Origin of the sequence: Aeromonas sp. L_1B5_3, from assembly GCF_963866575.1 — a bacterium.
Lineage (GTDB): Bacteria > Pseudomonadota > Gammaproteobacteria > Enterobacterales > Aeromonadaceae > Aeromonas > Aeromonas jandaei.
Map to the genome: position 1 here is coordinate 1 of NZ_CAWMDN010000159.1, position 18,322 is coordinate 18,322.

At 50.7% G+C, this 18,322-nt stretch carries 13 protein-coding genes and 3 pseudogenes; 11 read left to right on the forward strand and 5 right to left on the reverse strand.

Annotated elements, in window-relative coordinates:
* Positions 1-705 precede the first annotated feature (705 nt).
* A complete protein-coding gene (locus tag AACR93_RS20570; protein ID WP_081043428.1) occupies positions 706-933 on the reverse strand; it encodes a helix-turn-helix domain-containing protein in 228 nt (75 codons plus the stop codon).
* 110 nt (positions 934-1,043) lie between these two features.
* Between AACR93_RS20570 and AACR93_RS20575 the strand changes: the two genes are divergently transcribed.
* The 6 genes and pseudogenes from AACR93_RS20575 to repC all read left to right on the forward strand — a co-directional run bounded on the left by AACR93_RS20575 (position 1,044) and on the right by repC (position 5,502).
* Positions 1,044-1,286 carry a hypothetical protein gene (locus tag AACR93_RS20575; protein ID WP_043851850.1) on the forward strand — a complete coding sequence of 81 codons (243 nt, stop codon included), beginning with the start codon at positions 1,044-1,046 and terminating at the stop codon, positions 1,284-1,286.
* A 205-nt stretch (positions 1,287-1,491) separates the two neighbouring features.
* Positions 1,492-1,644: pseudogene (locus tag AACR93_RS20580) on the forward strand (transposase); the annotation flags it as partial.
* Positions 1,645-1,730: 86 nt separating this feature from the next.
* Positions 1,731-2,764 (forward strand): annotated as a pseudogene (locus tag AACR93_RS20585) (IS110 family transposase).
* Between the two features lie 308 nt (positions 2,765-3,072).
* A pseudogene (locus AACR93_RS20590) lies at positions 3,073-3,509 on the forward strand (transposase); the annotation flags it as partial.
* Positions 3,510-3,695: 186 nt separating this feature from the next.
* Positions 3,696-4,586 carry a helicase RepA family protein gene (locus AACR93_RS20595; protein WP_043851840.1) on the forward strand — a complete coding sequence of 297 codons (891 nt, stop codon included), beginning with the start codon at positions 3,696-3,698 and terminating at the stop codon, positions 4,584-4,586.
* Positions 4,573-5,502 carry a replication protein C, IncQ-type gene (gene repC / locus AACR93_RS20600; RefSeq protein ID WP_082044164.1) on the forward strand — a complete coding sequence of 310 codons (930 nt, stop codon included), beginning with the start codon at positions 4,573-4,575 and terminating at the stop codon, positions 5,500-5,502. Before AACR93_RS20595 ends, repC begins: the two co-directional genes overlap by 14 nt.
* 726 nt (positions 5,503-6,228) lie before the next feature.
* On the opposite strand, the gene AACR93_RS20605 is transcribed toward repC, so the two are convergent.
* Together AACR93_RS20605 and AACR93_RS20610 are read right to left on the reverse strand one after the other, a co-directional pair.
* Complete coding sequence (locus AACR93_RS20605; RefSeq protein WP_043851842.1) at positions 6,229-7,464, reverse strand: site-specific integrase; 1,236 nt, start codon at positions 7,462-7,464, stop codon at positions 6,229-6,231.
* A 325-nt stretch (positions 7,465-7,789) separates the two neighbouring features.
* Positions 7,790-8,527 carry an EAL domain-containing protein gene (locus tag AACR93_RS20610; RefSeq protein WP_043851843.1) on the reverse strand — a complete coding sequence of 246 codons (738 nt, stop codon included), beginning with the start codon at positions 8,525-8,527 and terminating at the stop codon, positions 7,790-7,792.
* A gap of 274 nt (positions 8,528-8,801) precedes the next feature.
* Between AACR93_RS20610 and AACR93_RS20615 the strand changes: the two genes are divergently transcribed.
* From AACR93_RS20615 to AACR93_RS20630, 4 genes are all read left to right on the forward strand, one after another.
* On the forward strand, positions 8,802-9,506 hold the full coding sequence (locus AACR93_RS20615) for a hypothetical protein (RefSeq protein ID WP_043851844.1): 705 nt from the start codon (positions 8,802-8,804) through the stop codon (positions 9,504-9,506).
* A gap of 46 nt (positions 9,507-9,552) precedes the next feature.
* Positions 9,553-10,032, forward strand: a complete 480-nt coding sequence (locus tag AACR93_RS20620; protein ID WP_043851845.1) for a CS1 type fimbrial major subunit — start codon at positions 9,553-9,555, stop codon at positions 10,030-10,032.
* A 71-nt stretch (positions 10,033-10,103) separates the two neighbouring features.
* The gene (locus tag AACR93_RS20625) at positions 10,104-12,521 is read left to right on the forward strand and encodes a TcfC E-set like domain-containing protein (protein WP_043851846.1); all 2,418 of its coding nucleotides are present in this window, start codon (positions 10,104-10,106) and stop codon (positions 12,519-12,521) included.
* A complete protein-coding gene (locus AACR93_RS20630) occupies positions 12,508-13,716 on the forward strand; it encodes a hypothetical protein (protein ID WP_231556992.1) in 1,209 nt (402 codons plus the stop codon). The genes AACR93_RS20625 and AACR93_RS20630 overlap by 14 nt, the downstream gene beginning before the upstream one ends.
* Here the strand turns inward: AACR93_RS20630 and AACR93_RS20635 are convergent.
* Positions 13,713-14,351, reverse strand: a complete 639-nt coding sequence (locus AACR93_RS20635; protein ID WP_043851848.1) for a response regulator — start codon at positions 14,349-14,351, stop codon at positions 13,713-13,715. The two genes, AACR93_RS20630 and AACR93_RS20635, sit on opposite strands and share 4 nt — an antisense overlap.
* A 248-nt stretch (positions 14,352-14,599) precedes the next feature.
* Here AACR93_RS20635 and AACR93_RS20640 point away from each other — a divergent pair, with 248 nt between their 5' ends.
* A complete protein-coding gene (locus AACR93_RS20640; protein WP_231556994.1) occupies positions 14,600-17,881 on the forward strand; it encodes an ATP-binding protein in 3,282 nt (1,093 codons plus the stop codon).
* A 9-nt stretch (positions 17,882-17,890) separates the two neighbouring features.
* Here the strand turns inward: AACR93_RS20640 and AACR93_RS20645 are convergent, their stop codons facing one another.
* The gene (locus AACR93_RS20645) at positions 17,891-18,175 is read right to left on the reverse strand and encodes a hypothetical protein (protein ID WP_041210732.1); all 285 of its coding nucleotides are present in this window, start codon (positions 18,173-18,175) and stop codon (positions 17,891-17,893) included.
* Positions 18,176-18,322 lie beyond the last annotated feature (147 nt).

Here is an 18,322-nt window from a genome sequence, read left to right on the forward strand (position 1 = left end):
TGACAACGAGGTGATCTGCGCCTCAGTAGCCGCTGGAAACCGCATTATCGGTATCGAGAAATGGAAACCAAGCTGCTGGCCGATCTTCGGCTCGGTGCTTTCTGGCAGATGGATTATCGGTAGTGTGAGATGGAACTCGTCCTGTCCAGCGATGGCGATTGTCAGCTGACAACGGAGTGATCAGTACATCAATGCCCGCAGGCATTTGCATTATAAGTATCGTGAAATGCTTACAGTACATCAATCTCGGTATCAGCGATTTTTTCAGAATATCTCCCAGGCACAGGGTTGTTGTTTTCAACGGTTTTGTTGTAGTCACAACGAGAGGATTGAGATACCTGCTGGCTTCCTAATCGGCTGTCTGGGCGATGCGTTTGTGAGTTGTGACACCGACGATTTCCTAAATAAGGTCTCCTTTCCCTACAGGCCTCATGAGAGGACTGCCTAGTATCATCGCTACTCTGTGAGGGTCGACGGAGCACCGGATGTAGCGTTTGTGGGCAAACTTCTGGCCGAATGTGACGCATCTCCCTGATGCGTCTGATGACAACGAGTGTGGTTTTGTATGGATCCGCCTGGAGCTGAAACTGTACCAAACCAGCTCAGGGCGGTTTGTATGCAGTGATAAGGTGAGGTGTTTGACGTGTTCGAGTTTATTGCAAATCCAGGGCGGGCCATTGGGTAAGAGCAACAGCCATGCTATGGCTATGGCAGCAATGACGCAGGCGAGACCCCAAGGGCCTTTGCGATCAAATAAACTTTTTCAAGGGTTACCCTAGTCTCCCCACGTTCGATTTTTCCCATATGACCACGGTCTATACCAGCAATTAGCGCTAGTTTTTCCTGTTGCATACCTCGTGCAGACCGCAGTTCTCGTACATTTTTACCGAATGCAGTTGCGAGCATCGCCAGCTCAAACTCGTCAGAATCCATTTTATCTCCTCACTAGAGGATCTATGGTCTACGTTATACGGCGCACTGTACACGGCTGTGATTACACGCATATAATGACACTGCATATAAGCATCATTTCGAGGTGGAAAATGTCTAATCAGCAGATCGTTCTGAGCCAGAATCAAAAAAGTGGCACAGTGACACTAACCTTTCAAGATGCGGATTTCTTAGCCGCAGTAGGAGATTCCTTGAGAGTGGAGTCATTCCTACATGTTACTATCAATCAATCCGTATATGATGAATTTGTTAAGAGCTTGATGGCTTCGTTTGTTGCCGAATTTATGGATTTTAAGGAAAATTGGCCGATACCTCAGGAGCTAAGAAAGGTGTAAACAAGTATCTGACATAAGATGTTGACACTCATACGGAGCCGTATCTCAGAGGGCCATCATTAGTCATGCCTGGCATTCCAGCCAGTCGGAGTTGTTGCCCAAATTGATGCAGATTGAATGGAACTAACTTAGGGCTCTGTGATCTGATCACTACCATCCCTCTTCAACTCTGCATCATGGGCGCATCGCTTCACCCCATCACTGACGACGGGGACGCAGCCAGCTCTACACCGACCAAACTATCCCTACTTTCCTGATGCCCAAAGGGATTTTCAGCCTCACGCTTCGCGCAACTCAGGGGCTACTCGACTCCTTGTCCGAGTTGATGAACTTACCGCTGTGCGCGCCGGACTATAGCTAATGGGATGGTCGCCCCTCCCCAAAACGGCATCTGAGTGCCAAAGTGGCGAATGTAAGTTCCCACTGATGAGAGAGGCGACCACCATGAAGGCTACGACTATCGGCATTGATCTGGCAAAACATCTCTTCCAATTACATGGCGTTGATCAACATGGCAAGACGGTCCTCAAGCGACAGTTGAAGCGGGATCAGATGCTCTCATTCTTTACCAATCTTCCTCCTAGCCTGATCGGCATGGAGGCATGCGGCAGTGCCCATTACTGGGCCAATAAACTGCAAGGAATGGGGCATACCGTCAAACTGATGGCGCCGCAGTTCGTTAAGCCCTATGTGAAGACCAACAAGAACGATGCTGCGGATGCAGAAGCTATCTGCGAAGCCGTCACCCGACCCAATATGCGGTTTGTGCCAATAAAAAATGGCGAGCAGTTAGCCGTGTTGGCGCTACATCGCGCAAGGCAAGGGTTCGTCAAAGCCAGAACGGCACAAGCTAATCAAATCAGGGGCCTGCTGGCTGAACATGGCAGCATCATTGTCCCTAAAGGTATTGCACACATTAGCCTACGATTGCCCGAGCTCCTGGAGGATGCAGAGAACAACCTACCCGGAACGTTTCGTCAATTAATTGAGCGCGTTTAGGGGAGCACCTCAAAGAGCTCGCCAAGCAGGTGAATGAACTGGAAGAGCAGATCTGGTGTTGGCACAAAAAAAACTCGGCAAGCCAGAAGCTGGCTAAGATGCCGGGTATTGGTCCTCTCACGGCCAGTGCACTGGTAGCGTCTATCGGCGATGCAAAGCAGTTCGAAAATGGCCGCCAGCTAGCAGCCTGGCTGGGCTTGGTACCCAAGCAACATTCCAGCGGCGGCAAGCAGACCCTGTTGGGGATAAGCAAACGCGGTGACATCTATCTACGCACACTGCTGATCCACGGGGCCCGCTCCGTGCTCCGGGTCGCTGAGCGTAAGACAGAGTACGCAGGAAGCTGGCTTGCGGGGGTCATGGAGCGACGTAACCATAATGTAACGGTAGTGGGACTGGCCAACAAGAATGCACGCATCATCTGGGCATTACTTGCCCATGAGCGCGAGTACGATGCTGATCACGCAGTAGCGGCCTGAGCGCAATAGCTAGCACAGGAACGGTGTTTCATAGCAAGCGTGACAAAGTATCGAGTTAACAACCAGCGTTAGAAAGTACCACCGATTGCACGGGCGATCATGACGTGATGGCGAGGCAGGTCAGACCGTGACTGGCAAAACCCGACAGACACAGGGCACTAATAAGTGTGTTTAGCTGATAGAGGAGCCAGTCAGCGAATTCCATCAGGGATAGAGGCTGTTGCCTCGGTGAAATCCGGATCTATGGCTGCAATCTCAACCTGACTCACTTTCATTGATTGAGGGCTTGGCAAACCGGGGCGACCATCTATGTGTCAGCAAGCAAGCGAGCACGCACGGTGACGGTGGCCTATCGACAACCCGCCAAGGGGCGTATGAATCGTTCCCAGTTCCCTGGTCATCGACTCTTCTGGCCTGAAGGTATTTGGCGAAGGCGAGGGAAGGTCAGAAAACACGGCGCCGAGAAGCGGCGAGTGTGGCGCAAGTTACATCTGGCGGTGGACTCGGCAACCCACGATATCGTGGCAGCAGAAGTCTCGCTGGAAGATGTCCTGCCCACCTTACTCAACCCACTGCGGCGCAAGCTGGGATCCGCTTATCTCACGCAAAGGGGCGACAGCCTGTATCCCGCCTCGCAAGCACGCGGGGTTATAGAACAAGAAATGAAGCGGTGCTGGCGATGCGCAAGGAAGGTCTGGCGCACTGGAAGAAGATATCGGGATACCACCGTCGCTTGCTGGCTGATTTGGGCAACAACGCCTACTAGCACCTATGAAAAGCTATTTTTGCTTGTTAGTTGTATAGCTAATGATAGTATATTGAGCGTTTTTTTGGTTTCCGTAGCTGAGTTTTCTGTTTAGCTAATTTTAATTGATGAATTAATGTTAACATTTGGATCTTTTTATTTTATTGTTCTATTAGTGGATTGGAAATGGAAACTATATCTTCCCCGAAAAACAAATTTATTATGGAAAGGGGCGCTGGATCGATAAATTTCGATCACGACCAATTTTTAGTTGAAGATCTTTTAGACGAAAATTCGCTAGCTGGATTTTACGGTCCCAGCGGTTCGCGAAAATCGTTCATTATAATGGATATTGCCTGTCGGATCGCATCAGGGAAGAAATGGCAGGGCAGGGAGGTAAAACATGGTGCTGTAATCTATGTTGCTGCCGAGGGAAGCAATGGCATGAAAAAACGCATGCACGCCTGGATTAATAAATACAATGATGGGCATGACCTAGACAATCTGTACCGTATATCACAACCAATATTTGTATCACAACCACAGGTTGTTACTGATTTAATTTTGGCTACAAAGAATGTTCAAGAAGAAACTAATTTGCCTGTAAGATTGATTGTTATTGATACGCTTGCACGTAGTTTTATCGGTAATGAGAATTCTGCTGAGGATATGGGGAAATTCATCGCCGGTTGTGATGAAATAAAATGCAAAACTGGTGCGACAATTCTCATTGTGCATCACACAGGAAAAGATTTGGGTCAGGGAGCAAGAGGGGCATATTCATTCAAAGCTGCATTAGACAGTGAGTATTTTATAGCTAAGATAGAAGGCAATGATGCGCTAACTACTAAATTAGAATGCACCAAAAATAAGGAGGGGAGCGATGGATTAAAAATGGAAATAAATCTAAAAATCGAGGCTATAGGGAAAACCACAAAAGGAAAAACTATTGATACCTTGGTTGTCATAGACCGTGATAGTCGTTTGGTAGGAGCCCAAAACACTAGGAAAGATAAGAATATCCAGCCACCCTGTGAAAATAAAAAAACTAAAGCAATAGTTGATGAAAATTTCTAAAAATAATGACCACAATGTAAAGAATTTTGCTCTGGCTGCCCCATTTTTAGGGCGAATACCTGGGTTGTTCATGCCTATGCCAAGTGGTAAGCGTCCAAAAAATATTATACTAGATATTGAAAGTGGTCATGAAAGACTGTGTGCTGAATTGGCAGAAGGGCTTGATAGCTCAGACCAAAGCGTACTTCTCGCATTAATCGCCCTAGCTGGTATAGAGAGTAAAATAATTTCGTCAGCTAATACCGGACCGAAGTCGACTCTATTGTGGAATAATTTGAATGTAAGTTTTGATGCTGAAACTGAACAATGTGCGTTAGTAACTACTACACAGACCGACATTTTAAACATTCTAGGGTGGAATAGATCGGGTCATGAATACAATAGGTTGAAGAAATGCTTAAATAGATTAAATAATGTTAATTTACTTATATTTAAGGGAGAGAGAAAGTGGAGATCTGGGCTACTGAGTTATCTAATCAACAACACATCAGTCATTGGTGAGGAAGATGTCGTCTATGTTGTGTTGAACTCCAAAATTGCATATGCGGTCGATGGGGGACAATACGCTAGGATATGTTTGGAGGAACGTCGTTTGCTTAGTTCAAATATAGCTAAGCTACTTCATGCATGGCTTTCATTCAATATCAATCATGGCTACCACTTATCTCCTTATATAGATACCCTAGTACAGCGGATTTGGGGAGAGCCATGCAAGCCTCACCAATCTAAATCAAAAACAGAGTATGAAAAAAAAGAGATAAGGCGTAAACGTGCTGAGATTGTTACTGCATTGAAGCAGCTCAGCGAGTTGGACGGCTGGAGAGTTCGGTTTAATGACAAGGTTGGCTCTAATAGGCAGGTTGAGGTGAAGCGTTTAAGAGTCATCAATGGGGCTGTAGAAAATAGTAACCCATGACGTTAAAGCGATGTACGCCGTCAGCGTTAAAACATGGTACGTTGCTACGTTAATTCATGGTACGAAAATTGATTGTGAAATCTCTTGCAGCCCTTGCCCTACAAGGGCTTCAGCCATTTCGTTTTTCAGCTGTTTAAGAAGATCTTCTTAAAAGAAGACTCCTCTTATTACGAAAAAAACTCAGTATCTCTATTGCTCAGTGTAAAACACTGAGCATCATGATGGCCAGTTCCTTTTCTGTTCGCTATGATGTCAATCTATACGTTTTAAGCTTAGTGGCCATACACAGAATTAATACCAGCCATGAAAATGGTATTATCACCCTCAGCCCTCATCTTGAGATAAGTGGGTTCATCATAATGATGTTCATAGAAATAACCACCTCTTCATGGAAAATTATGGAAAAGTAGTGTGCCATCGAATTTCAATTTGGTTGGTAAACAATTAACGATTTCCATAACTAAAAATAGTAATGCCATCTGTTCATAAAAAAAGTCCCGACCATATACAAGAATTTATGCGGGTGTCAATTTTTTGATAAAATGAGGGCGAAGCCCTAAAATTTTAAAGCGAAGCGCCTAATAATACAAATCGAATAACAACGAAGTGGCACGAGCGTGTGCGAAGCTAACACGCGGGTGTTTAAATTTCAATTGTGCTCAGATATCACTCACTCGCTATGGTAGTGATAGTATTTTTATTCAACGTTAGAAATCTATCTATTTATCATTTGTCTTTTTTATTTCTATCCAATTCAGCAGTTCGAATTCGTCTCATAGTTGCATGAGAGTAGTGCCGTTCGATCATTTTTACGCTGTTGCCGACCTGCGCAGCAATGTGTGCAAGCGGCTCTCCCCTAAGTATCTCATTAGTTATATAGGTATGCCTGAACCAATACAATGTTCCTTCAACTTCCATCTCATCAGCGAAAGAACGCCAAATTTCGGCAGGACGTTTTAGTTCGAATAGGCACTGGCTTGGAGCCTTAGCTTTGGCTTCAGAAATTTTTTCAAATCCCTGTATTTTAGCTAGCGGAGACATTACCTCAATTATAACCTTGCTCTCCTGCCCACTCCTTGAAATAATCATCTCACGGCCCTCTTTTATCGTGCCCTCCATTTTCCCCTTGCGTACTTTTAAGTAATAATCTTTTTCTGTTTTTAGATCATCCCATCTAACACCAAGTGCCTCATTCCCTGTTCTAATACCGGTTAAATAAAGAAACCTGCAATACAAGTTAAAAATTACTCTATCGGTGTTTGTTGGGGATAATGATTGCCATTTAGTTAATTTATCAAAAATTGTTTTTATTTGATTAGGTTCCCAGCACTCTCCTTTTATAATATTTTTAGTTTCTACTTTATTACTCATGTCAGGTATCGAGCTTATGAGGGCTTGTTCTTTTGCTTCAAGCAAGATTCTTCTCAATACAATATGGATTGAGTTGGCAAGTGATTTTCCTGGAGCATCATGAGTCTCACAGTATTTATTCCAAAACAGTCTAACTGATCTATCGTTGATGCTAGCAATCTCTTGCTCACCAAAATATGGAAGGAGGTGATTCTTGATCAGGCTAATGTAGTATGTATCTATAGGCTTAGAGCGCTTCAAGTAGAATTGAACGATTTCATTCGCTATTGTTTTAAACGTAATACCCTTTTTAAGCGCAACACCACTCGATAATTTAATTTTTAACATCAGTGCTATTTGATGTGCTTCGGACGTTGCATCTCGTAAGTCGAGTTTCCGTGTGCTCTGACGATAGTCATAAATGCCATCTGCTGGTTGATGGACTCTACAGTGCCATCTGGAGCTGCCTTTTTGTTTGAATAGTGTTATGCCCCCGCCCAAATCATGACGATTTTTGAACGTGCTCTGACTGTCAGCCTCGATCCTCTCTGCCAGCATTCTAGCCAAGTCATGTACAGAAAATTTACTCAACACATCGATCAAATCGCTCATGAGAAGCCCCTAATACTCAACGCAGTCTCATACTAGCATTGTGTATAGTTCCATGGATATCAATTTGAAGATTGTTGTAAGTGACTGAATTTATGGCGGTATGTTATATTGCGTTCTGATTGCAAATCAGGACGGCGCCACCTGATGGCGCCGTATGGATTGAGCAGCAGCGCGAGCCATTACATGGTGCTCTGCCACCCGATAACGGCATATCCAGCCTGCACGCTTATAAAATATGCGCCAGATATTCGGGGTGCGAGATTGTACTCGCCCCCACGCCATCATGCAATTTGGCAGGGATAAAGAGGAACGGGGTGTATCGCTGTCAGGCCCAGCGAGACAGGGGGGCGGGCATGGCGTGGGCATAGCCCTGCTGATAGTCGCAGCCGAGCTGGTTGGCGATCTCGATGTGAGTCAGGGTCTCGACCCCTTCGCACACCACCTTCATGTCAAAGCGCTGCAGATACTCCACCAGACCGCTCAGCATCCGCAAAGCATGGCTACTCTTGCTCGCCTGCAGCAGCAGGGAGCGATCCAGCTTGATGATCTCGTAGGGGAGCGCCATCACCCGCTGAAAATTGCACTCCTGGGTGCCGAAATCATCGCAGGCGATATGAGCGCCGTGGCTGCGCAGCACTTCGATCAGCTCCCGATGTTTGCGATAGAGCGGCGCATGTTCCAGCACCTCGAACCAGATCGCTATCCCCAGCTTGCGAGCCTGCAGGATCACCAGCAACAGCAGGTTCTGGTATGTCGAGCTCTCAAGAGCAGGATTCAAGTTGATGGAGAGAGAGCAGGGCGCATGGCGTGCCAGTACGGGCAGGTCACGCCAAATCGCTCTCAGTATCACTATATCGATGTCCAGAGCTTCACCCTGGCTCAGAGTCAGGAAGTCGATGCCCTGGTAGCCCTGCCGGGAGGGATCCCAGCGTCTGGCCAGCGCTTCAAAGCCGATGATCTGGCGATCCCGGTCAACGATTGGCTGATAAAAGGGTACGGCAATGTCCGCTGTCGTCAGGGATGCCACGCCACTGACCGGAAACTCTTCTTTGAACGCAAACATGGCACTCACCTGTTGACGGATATAGCTGCGAATAATACGAGAGGCAACAGAAGTCTGGCTGTAGGAATTGTCCGATTATTGAGAGGGAAATAGAGAGGGAAGTGGTTTGGCAATATCAGATTATTCCGATTAAGTTTGGTGTGAGCATTATCTAGACTGGCCTTAATGATGAACAACCAAACAAAATATACTGATTAGGCTGTTTGCAAGTAAATGTTTATTAGAGCTCTGGTGTGACAGAGCCTCTTTCTATTTTAGCAGTGTGATAATACCCATGAATAAGCTTTCTATTTTGTTGCTGTTTATATTGAGCAGTAATGCATTGGCATCGCCGGATATCAGCGTTGGTACTTTATATGACTATATGCCGGCAGAGAAAACCACCCTGCTAAAGCGGGTTAGAAATATTGGTGATGAGACGGCCTTTGTCAAAATAACGCTGGCCGAGATTGTATATGGTGCTGATGGTGTGCCACAGGAGCGGGAGTTACCTGAGGAGGGCGTTCGTCAGCTGGTGACCAGCCCATCAAGGTTGATTATTCCCGCAAGCAGCATGCAGGCCACCCGCTTTATCTATATGGGAGAGCGGGAGCGGGAACGTTATTTTCGGGTGCGTTTTGTACCGGTCAAGCCACAGGATGATGAAATAACCGAATTACCACCACAACAGCAAATAAGTGCCGGTGTCAGCATCATGACCGGTTTTGGCACCATTCTGTTTGTGGCACCCAAAGAGACCCGTTATGACACCCGGATTGAACGTGAAACCGGGGCCCTTTATGTGGAGAACCGGGGCAATGCCACCGTTATTCTCGATTATCTGGAGCTGTGTGGCGAAAAAGAGAGGTCATGCAGTCAGCCGGAGAAGATGCATCTGCTGCCTGGCGTTAAAAAGCGGGTCAGTGAAGAGGCAACCCGAATAGTTCGTTTTGAACTGATTGAAGGGAAAAAGTCGGTATTCCGGGAGCTAAAGCTCTGAATCCCGATCTATCACAAGACAGGTAATCACACCTGAAGGAGTAGTTATGAAGAAGTTATCGATCATCCCGGCCTTGCTGTTAGCGAGCAATACGCTGATGGCGGCCGAGCGAGTAGAGCATACGGTGACGGTAACGGCGCAGATCCCGACCGAAAACTTTTATGTGCAGCCCGTAGGGGATTGGATGAGTACCCCGCAAAAACTGGCCTTTAACTCTTTTAGTCAGCAGTTGGAGCCATTAACCAAGCAGCTGGAGATGAAGAGCACCATTGGCCCCATCAAGGGCTATCTGCTCTATCCCGCCACCATTATCAGTGGCAAGGAGAGCATCGGATTGACGGTCAAGGTGGCGGGGGTCGCACTGACCACCACATCCGCCGACTTGCTGAACCAGGCGGATGCCAATACCGGCAAAAAGGTTGGGCTGGAGATTGTTCCGGCCGTGGCACCAAACGGTGGCTACAAACCCGGCAACTATCAGGGGATTGTCAGCATGATGTTTGAATCCGAAGCGCCGAAAGTGTAGCCGTTGACATAAACACGCGGGGGCCATCAGGCCCCCTTTAATTAAGATTTCAGGCATTCAGGTTGCACTTCATGGTTCGTTCTCTTCTTCTCTTGCTCGGGCTGTTGCTCTCTGCCCCGTTGGTAGCGGCAGATCCGGCACTGCTGTTGCAGCAGGCGCGGCAGTTGCCCGAAGGGTTTGAAGAGCACTTTTTTGGTGTCCCGCTGATGGTGCGAGTCACCGTTGACGGTCGCCTGCTGGGGGATGGGGAGGTGCTGCTCGGGCGGGATAACTCGGTACAACTTCTCTCACTGATGGATGTGCAGGATAGCGAGTTTGACGAGGGGGCGCGTGAACGCTGGTTGAGCAAGCTGGGAAGCCATCTGCCGCTCGGCGAGTGTGGCCGGACCTGTCCTGAAGGCATAGTGGGGTTGCAATACAGCCTGGAGGAGTCCCAGCTCTCGGTGCTGACCGGTCAGGTGGAGCAGGGGGCGCGGGATCAGCGTTTTATGGCGTTGCCTCAAGAGAGCAAGGGCTTGCTCGTCCAGAATCAGCTGAACCTGGTGCAGGGCAGCCAGCGCAATGGACACTACAACCTGCAGCTGGAGGGCAGCTGGGGACAGTGGACCCCTTTTATGGAGGGGGATGCCACTTGGCAAGAGGGTGGGCCAACTGATCTGGGGATGGCTCAGGTCTATGGAGAACGGCTCCATGAGGCCAATTTTTATCGTCTCGGCTTCTTCTTTCCCTCGGCGCAGGGGTTGGTGCGTCAGCCCAACTACTACAGTGGTGCGACGCCCACAGTACTTGGCGTGATGTGGGGCAGCTCGGATCTGCTGCGACGGGAACGCGGGGTACCTAGTCTGGCGCCGATCCAGGTGGCACCGGCACGGCCGGGCATGGTGGAGATCTATCGGGATGGCAACCTGATCCAGTCCCAGCCGGTCGTATCGGGTCTGCAGGCGCTCGATACCCGCTCGCTACCCGGTGGTATCTACGAGGTGGAACTGCGGCTGCTGGAGGATGGTCAGGAGACCCGTCGTTGGCGCGAGATGATCTACAAACCCTCCAACTGGCAGACGCCGGAGGAGCCGTGGCGTTTCAACCTGTTTGCCGGGCGTCAGACCCGCTGGCTGGTGCGGCAGGGAGATAGCGATCTGGAAGGCGCCAGTGGTGGCGCTGCGGTGAACCACCTGCTGCTTCCCTCGCTGGTAGTGGGGGCGGGTAGTCAGTATGTGGACAAGCGTGCCCAGCACTCCCTCTCGCTCGACTGGGAGGCGACCAGCCAGCTCCACGGTTTTGCCTCCCTCAACCAGAGTGTTGGCATGGGGTGGGGTTACGACTTGCAGGGGATCTACTGGCATGGCAACAGCAGTCTGGTTGCCAGCCATTCACGCAATCTGCGCAAGCAGGGGGAGGCGAGTTCGTTGTCCAGCCTGTCACTGCAGCAGTCGCTGGAAAAGTGGGGCTCCCTCGGTGTCTATGTTTCTCACCAGTCTGGTCGTGGCAATGGTGCTGATGTGGGGTGGCACTATAGCGATCGGTTGTGGGGGCGTTGGGTGACCTGGGGGGTGACCCTGTTCGATCGTCCCGGCAGCGAGAGCACGGCGCAGCAGCGGGATCGCGGTAGCACGCTGAGTCTCACAATCAACTTGGGGGGAGATGATCGCCAGTTGTCGTTGGGGCTGGGCAGCAATACCTCGCGCTCGGGCGGAGCCCAGCGTAGCGCCTATCTCAACTACCAGCAGGAGGTGGATTGGGGCCCGTTGCGTCAGGTCAGCGTGGGCAGCACCCACGACAGCTATGGTACCGGTCTATCCGGCTATGGCCGTTTCGCGTCGCCCTGGTTGGGTGGCGACCTGTTTGCCCAGCAATCCTCCTATAACGCAGAGGTGACCGGCGGCGTCAACCTGGAAAGTGTGGTGGCAATAGGGCAGGAAGGTGAGCTGGCTCTGGGCTCTCGCGAGATGGGCGGTATGGGCAATGAGGCGGCGATGATCCTCGATATCGACACTGATGATGAGGCGGCGCGGATCCGGGTTAGCGACGATCTGGGTAGCGTACAGACCCTTGGGCCCGGTCGCCATCTGGTCTCGGTGCCAGCCTTGCAGAGCGGTACCCTGCAACTGGAGATGGCTGACCACGAGGGAGCACCGCTCACCATCAAGCCCACCGTGCTCCCTTACCACCTTAACCGCGGTGGGGTGAGTTATGGGCAGGTGAATGCTGTGAGCACCGTTACTGTGATTGGTCGCCTGCTGGACGAGCAAAACCAGCCACTGCGCGGTGCCATGGTCAGTAACCCCGTAGGGCGGGTATTTACCGAAAATGATGGCTTCTTTGCGCTGGAGGCGAGTCGACGGCAGCCAGAATTTAGCGTGGAACATAATGGCACTCTCCGTTGCAACAACTCGTCAGGAGAGCAGAACAGCCCGGATGCATCGGGGATTATTATGTTGGGAGAGTTAATATGTTCACCAAGTATGACTGTAAAAAATGAAAAACATTAAAATATTATTGCTGCTAATATTTAGTCACTCATTGTTTGCGGATGTGATTGATATTACTGCGGAGTATAAACCAGAAGGTTATGATATCAATGGTGGGCGATTTATTAACACAACACCTTGTGATATGGGATCGGAACAGAGTTTTTGTAATCCACAGAAACCTTTGGAAGAGTCTGTCATAGTAAAATTACCCGTATCGATAACCAAAATCATCAATTCGACTAAGGGTAAACAGAGCTACATAAATTACTTTAGGATGATTGGCCCTAAAAAAGTAACATTAACGAAAATTAATAGTGGCGAGCAATATGAGCTGACATTTATACCAACTAATGTAGGTATAAAAGCAATTAATATGCGGTATCCACTTGTTAATAATGATGGATGGCCCATGAGTCGTATTGATGGCGACTGTTTTAGGCAGTTTGAAGCTCGTGGCTGGTGGTCAAGTTCAGTAGTAACTGGACAGTTGACATTATTTTCTATTAAAACAGTTGCGCAAAATGGTCCATCAGAGTGTTATTACAATAGTCAACGTGGTGATGGAACATCATACTCAGTAGACTGGATAACTTATGGTTTTCGCCTCAAAGCTCCCAATCCATTGACCATGTCAAATGGAAAATATACCGGTAGTTTAAAAATAATGGTAGGTCGTAATAAGGATATTGATCTGGGTGATGCAACCTATTCTGGGGGAACAGAGCATGAACTTAAATTTACACTGACAGTCCGTCATCAATTGAAAGTTGATTTTCCCAAAGGAGATAGTGATGGCCATAGCCAAGTAACCTTGTTGCCACCTGGTGGATGGAGTAATTTGATTCATAGTGGAAAACGAGAGCCAAATATATTGCAGCAAGACCTTCCTTTTCGGATATGGTTTAGTGCCCCATTTACCGTAGCGCTGCGTTGCCAATATCAATGGAGCGCCAGTAGCGAATGTGCATTAAAAGATAGCAAGGGACGAACAGTGCCTTTGAAAACATACTATGTGAACAGGCTCAATGAAATGACGCTGTTGACTACAAACACATACAGATTTGTGCTTCCCCTACAGGGAAAGCCGGTTATCAATGCGGCCAGAGCAATCCGATTTCAGATTGTGGGGGGGACAGTTACCGAGATGATGAAATATCCTGGCTCCTCCTTTAAAGGCGATGTCACCCTGATCTTTGATGCGGCTATCGATTAGCAGAGCCCGCTGCTTTTGGCATAGTCAAAGAGTGCGCTATCGCTGCTAATGCCCAGCCGAGTCATGGCACTCTTTTTCTGGGTGCTGATGGTTTTGACGCTGCGATGAAGGTAGTCGGCAACCTGAGTAACCGACATGCCGCTGGCCAGCAGGCGTACTACTTCACTCTCCTTGGGCGTCAGCGGGTTGCTGTTGCCTTGCCCGGAGATACCGGCACTGGCCAGCAGCATTTGTACTGTCGGGCCAATATAGCGATGGCCGAGCAATATCTGGCGAATGGCATCAGCCAATTCATTAATAACCGATTTCTTTAGTATCAGACCCTTTACTCCAACCTGAATAAGGGATTGCAAAATGGCACTGTTCTGGATTTGGGTCAGCACGATAATGGGTAGATTGGGATAATCCCGGCGCAACTGCTGGATCATGACCATGCCATCACTACGGGTATCTCCCGGCATGCTGAAATCAGTGATCAGCAAATCACAATGATGTTGCTGCAATAAATTCAGCAAGTCAGATACCTGATATGCCTCGGCGATCACATCACATTTGGGGGTTATCTGGTCAATCAGGCTGCGGATCCCGGTCAGAATCAAGGGGTGGTCATCGGCAAGAATAATCTTGAAGGACATGGATGAGCCTCTTATAAAACAAAGAATAATATTCAGGCTATCAAAGCTAACATTTCTATACTACCGTGCGCACCCTATTTTTTCAGGTGCATATATCTTTTGATAAATATATTTGAATCGTTATGCCTATATATTGTTCGCTTATGTCATTAATCAAACGATTCATAATTATTGTCTCTGTTTTGTTCTTGACGCCTGCCGTATTGGCGAAATCTGGTCCCTCTGTCCCAACGATTGAAGTCGGAATATTGGCCGGAGGGTGGGGCCCTTTTCAGCAGTGGGACGGCAAGGCCGCCGCCGGCTTCAGTGTCGAGTTGATGGAGCAGTTGGCCAAGAAACTGGACTATCGGATTGCCTGGCGTATCTATCCGGACTGGGAAGCCATGTATGGAGATGCTTGCCGTGGCAAGTTGGATATCCTGCTTGATGCCTTTAACTCTGAAGTGCGCCAGTGCGTCACTTATAGCCTGCCTTACTACACCTCGCCGACAGTGGTGGTGGTGCGCCAGGACAGCCCCCTGTTTCGGGATGTGAGCCGGTTGCAGTCAGCGAGCATTGCCATCGAAAAAGGCTTTCTGACCGAGAAACTGGTGAAGCTGCATTATCCCAATGTCACACCTCGGCTCTTTGTCGATACACGCCGTGCATTGCAGGCGGTTGAACAAGGTCGGGCAGATGCCTATATCGGCAATCTCCATGTGGCCAATCTGTTTATCGAGCGTCACCCGGCGTTGGCAGTGGTCGCCCAATCCCCCTTGTTGATGGAGACCCTTCACCTTGGTATTGCCAGCCAGAAACACACTCTTGCCATCCGGCTTGATACGGCGATTCAGGCGCTGACGGTCGAGGCGCGCAGTGAACTGGAGAAACGCTGGTTGGGGGAGAGTCTGGAGCCCAATTTCATGGGGCACAGCAATTTTTTACTGCGTCCTGATGAGCGTGGCTGGCTCTCGACGCTGCCGCCGCTAAAGCTGGGATTACTCCCTGGCTGGGTGCCCTTCTCTTACCGCGATGAGGAGGGCAATTCGGTCGGTTTGATGATGGATCACCTGGCGTTGTTGCAAGAGAAGTTGGGGCTGGCATACAGCAGCGTCCCTGTACAGAGCTGGCCAGATCTGCAGCAGTTGTTGCTGCATCACGAGGTCGATCTGGCTGTATTACCAGCCCGCATCATCAAGCAACTGGTGGGTTGGCATGCCAGCGAGCCCTTCGCATCATTCCCGTTGGTACTGGTGACTGCACGTGGCAGTCTCCCTATCGGGGATCTCTCCGATCTGGCCGGCAAACAGTTGCTGCTGACCGATGGCATGTTGATCCCCGAGCTCAGGGCGCTGGTGCCCGACCTTAAACTGACCACGACCCGTGATGCCTGCGATGGGCTCGCCCGTGTCGCCGCGGGGCAGGGGGATGCCTATATCGGCAATCTGGTGGTGGTCTCCCGTCTTATCACCGAGCAGTTTGATGACCGACTCCATATCGCCGCCCCTACCCCCTTCAAGGATGAGCTGGCTGTGGCGGTACGTGAGCCGTACGCTCCCTTGTTGCCTTTGGTGAACCGGGTGCTGGCCAGCATGAGTGACAAGGAGCAGCGCCAGATCCGCAACAGCTGGTTAGCGCTCAATTACAGCGAAGGGATCCCCAGGGCGAAACTGGTGCGCACCCTGCTGCCAGTGGGGTTGGCCGTCAGCTTGTTTATCCTGACACTGCTCGTCGCCTACTGGCGCTTACGGCAGGAGATCATCCGCCGTCATCAGGTCGAGCTGGCACTGGCCAGCGCCAAGGTGCGGGCCGAGTCGGCAGCCACCATAAAGGGTGAATTTCTGGCCACCATGAGCCACGAGATCCGTACCCCGATGAACGGCATCGTTGGTATGGCGGAGCAGCTCTCGCTGACCGGGTTGAGCGAAGATCAGCGCCAGATGGTGGAGATCATCAACCGGGGGGCACAGGGGCTGCATGCGCTGATCGACAACGTGCTCGACTACGCCAAGCTGGAGGCGGGCAAGATGGTGCTCGACGAAGTGCCATTCCTGATGCGGGAGCTTATCGACAGCGTGCTGACCATGACGGTCAGCGAGGTGCAGCGCAAGGGGCTGCGAGTCTATCTCCTGGCGGATCAGGAGGTTGCCGCCCGTTTTCATGGCGATGTGCTAAGACTGCGCCAGATCCTCTTCAACTTTGTCAGCAATGCCATCAAGTTTACCGAGCGCGGTTTTATCGAGCTTTCCATTGCCCTATTGCAGGAGGCAGAGGGCAGACAGCGGCTGCAGTTTGGGGTGCGAGATAGCGGGATTGGCATGAGTGACGAGGCACAAAGCCGGATCTTCAAGGCTTTTGAACAGGCGGAGAGCTCGACTACCCGTAGTTACGGCGGTAGCGGGCTGGGGCTCAGCATCTGTCACACCCTTGCCGGATTGATGCAGGGAGAGATTGGACTGCAGAGCTGGCCGGGCCTTGGCACCTTTATCACGCTGATCGTGACTCTGCCGGTTGTGGCCCACTCCGAGCCAGACCCGCACCTCGCCGGGATGCGCGCTGTCATCGAGCTGCGCGATGAAAAATTGCGTCACACCCTGTTACTGCACCTCGGTGCGCTGGGGGTGAGCTGCACCGGGCAAGCGGGTGGGGCGGAGCTGCACTTTAGCGACAGCGAACAGGCTCCCGGTGATGCGATCGGGTTGGTAGAGCTGAATTCGCCTATGGGTTATCGGCGCGAAGCGGGGCGTTATCTGCTCAACAGCAATCCCCTGACCTGGCATGCGGTACGCGAGGTGTGCTATCGCCAGCTGGGATTGGCCGATGCCTTGCTGCCGGTCCCGTTGCGCGAACAGGCTGAAGCCAGCGAGCAGCTGCCCTATCGGATCCTGCTGGTAGAGGATAACCCGCTAAACAAGTCGTTGGTGATGCGCCAGCTTGGCCAGCTTGGCTTGCATTGTGATCTGGCCGGGCAGGGGGAGCAGGCGCTGGAGATGGTGGCGCGCACTCCTTACGATCTGGTGCTGTGCGATTGCCAGATGCCGGTGATGGACGGCTACGAGTTTACCCGCAAGGTGCGCGAGCAGGAGGATCAGGATGAGCGGTTGCTGATCATCGCCATGACCGCCAACGTGTTGCCGGAACAGCGCGAACGCTGCTTTGCCGCCGGGATGGACGATCTGCTCGGCAAGCCGGTACTGCTGGCTGGATTGCGCCAGATGTTGCAGAAGTGGCATATCCTCCCCTCCGAGCGGCTACTCGACCTCGCGGTGGTGAGCGCGTTGTTTGGCGCGGGTGAGCCGTTGCGACAGGCATTGCAGCAGTGCCGTTACGAACTGGAGCGTGGACTTGGCATGCGTCCGCAAGAAGATATCGCCTTGGCCGAGTGGGTGCACCGTCAGGCGGGTACGCTCGCCATGATGATCCCGGAGGCAGCGGAGCAGGGCTGGCGGCTGGAGGAACGGATCCGTCAACAAGGTGCCGCAGCGTGTGGCGATGAACTTGCGCGGTTTTGTGCGCTGTTACAGCAGCTGGTCGATGAGCTGGCGGTGTGAGTCAGTAATCTAGTGGATGGCTGCAAGCGCCATCTCGAAGCGCTGTTCGCGAATGGTGCGGGGCATGGCGCCATTGGTGGCGCCAGCCAGCCACTCCCAGTCAAGTCTGGGGCTGCCCGCTTTGAAGCGCTGGTAGGGAATACCCTGCTTCACTGTCACGAAGAGCGTCGTGGGCAGGCCAAGCTTGTTGCTGTAGCGAACCATCAGGTCGCCCTGATAGCCTTCCATGCGCTTTTTCAGGGCTTGCAGCGTGAGCCCGGTGGCATGGCCATGTTCGTCCCAGATCTCAAACATGATGTGAATACTCTGATAAAGGTGATGACAAAGTGAACAGAATCGGCAGCAAATGCAACTGTCAGATCTGACAAGGGGTGGCAAACCGTATGGGCCAGAAAAGCGAAAACCCGGCACAAGGCCGGGTTTTCTTGAATGATGGTGGAG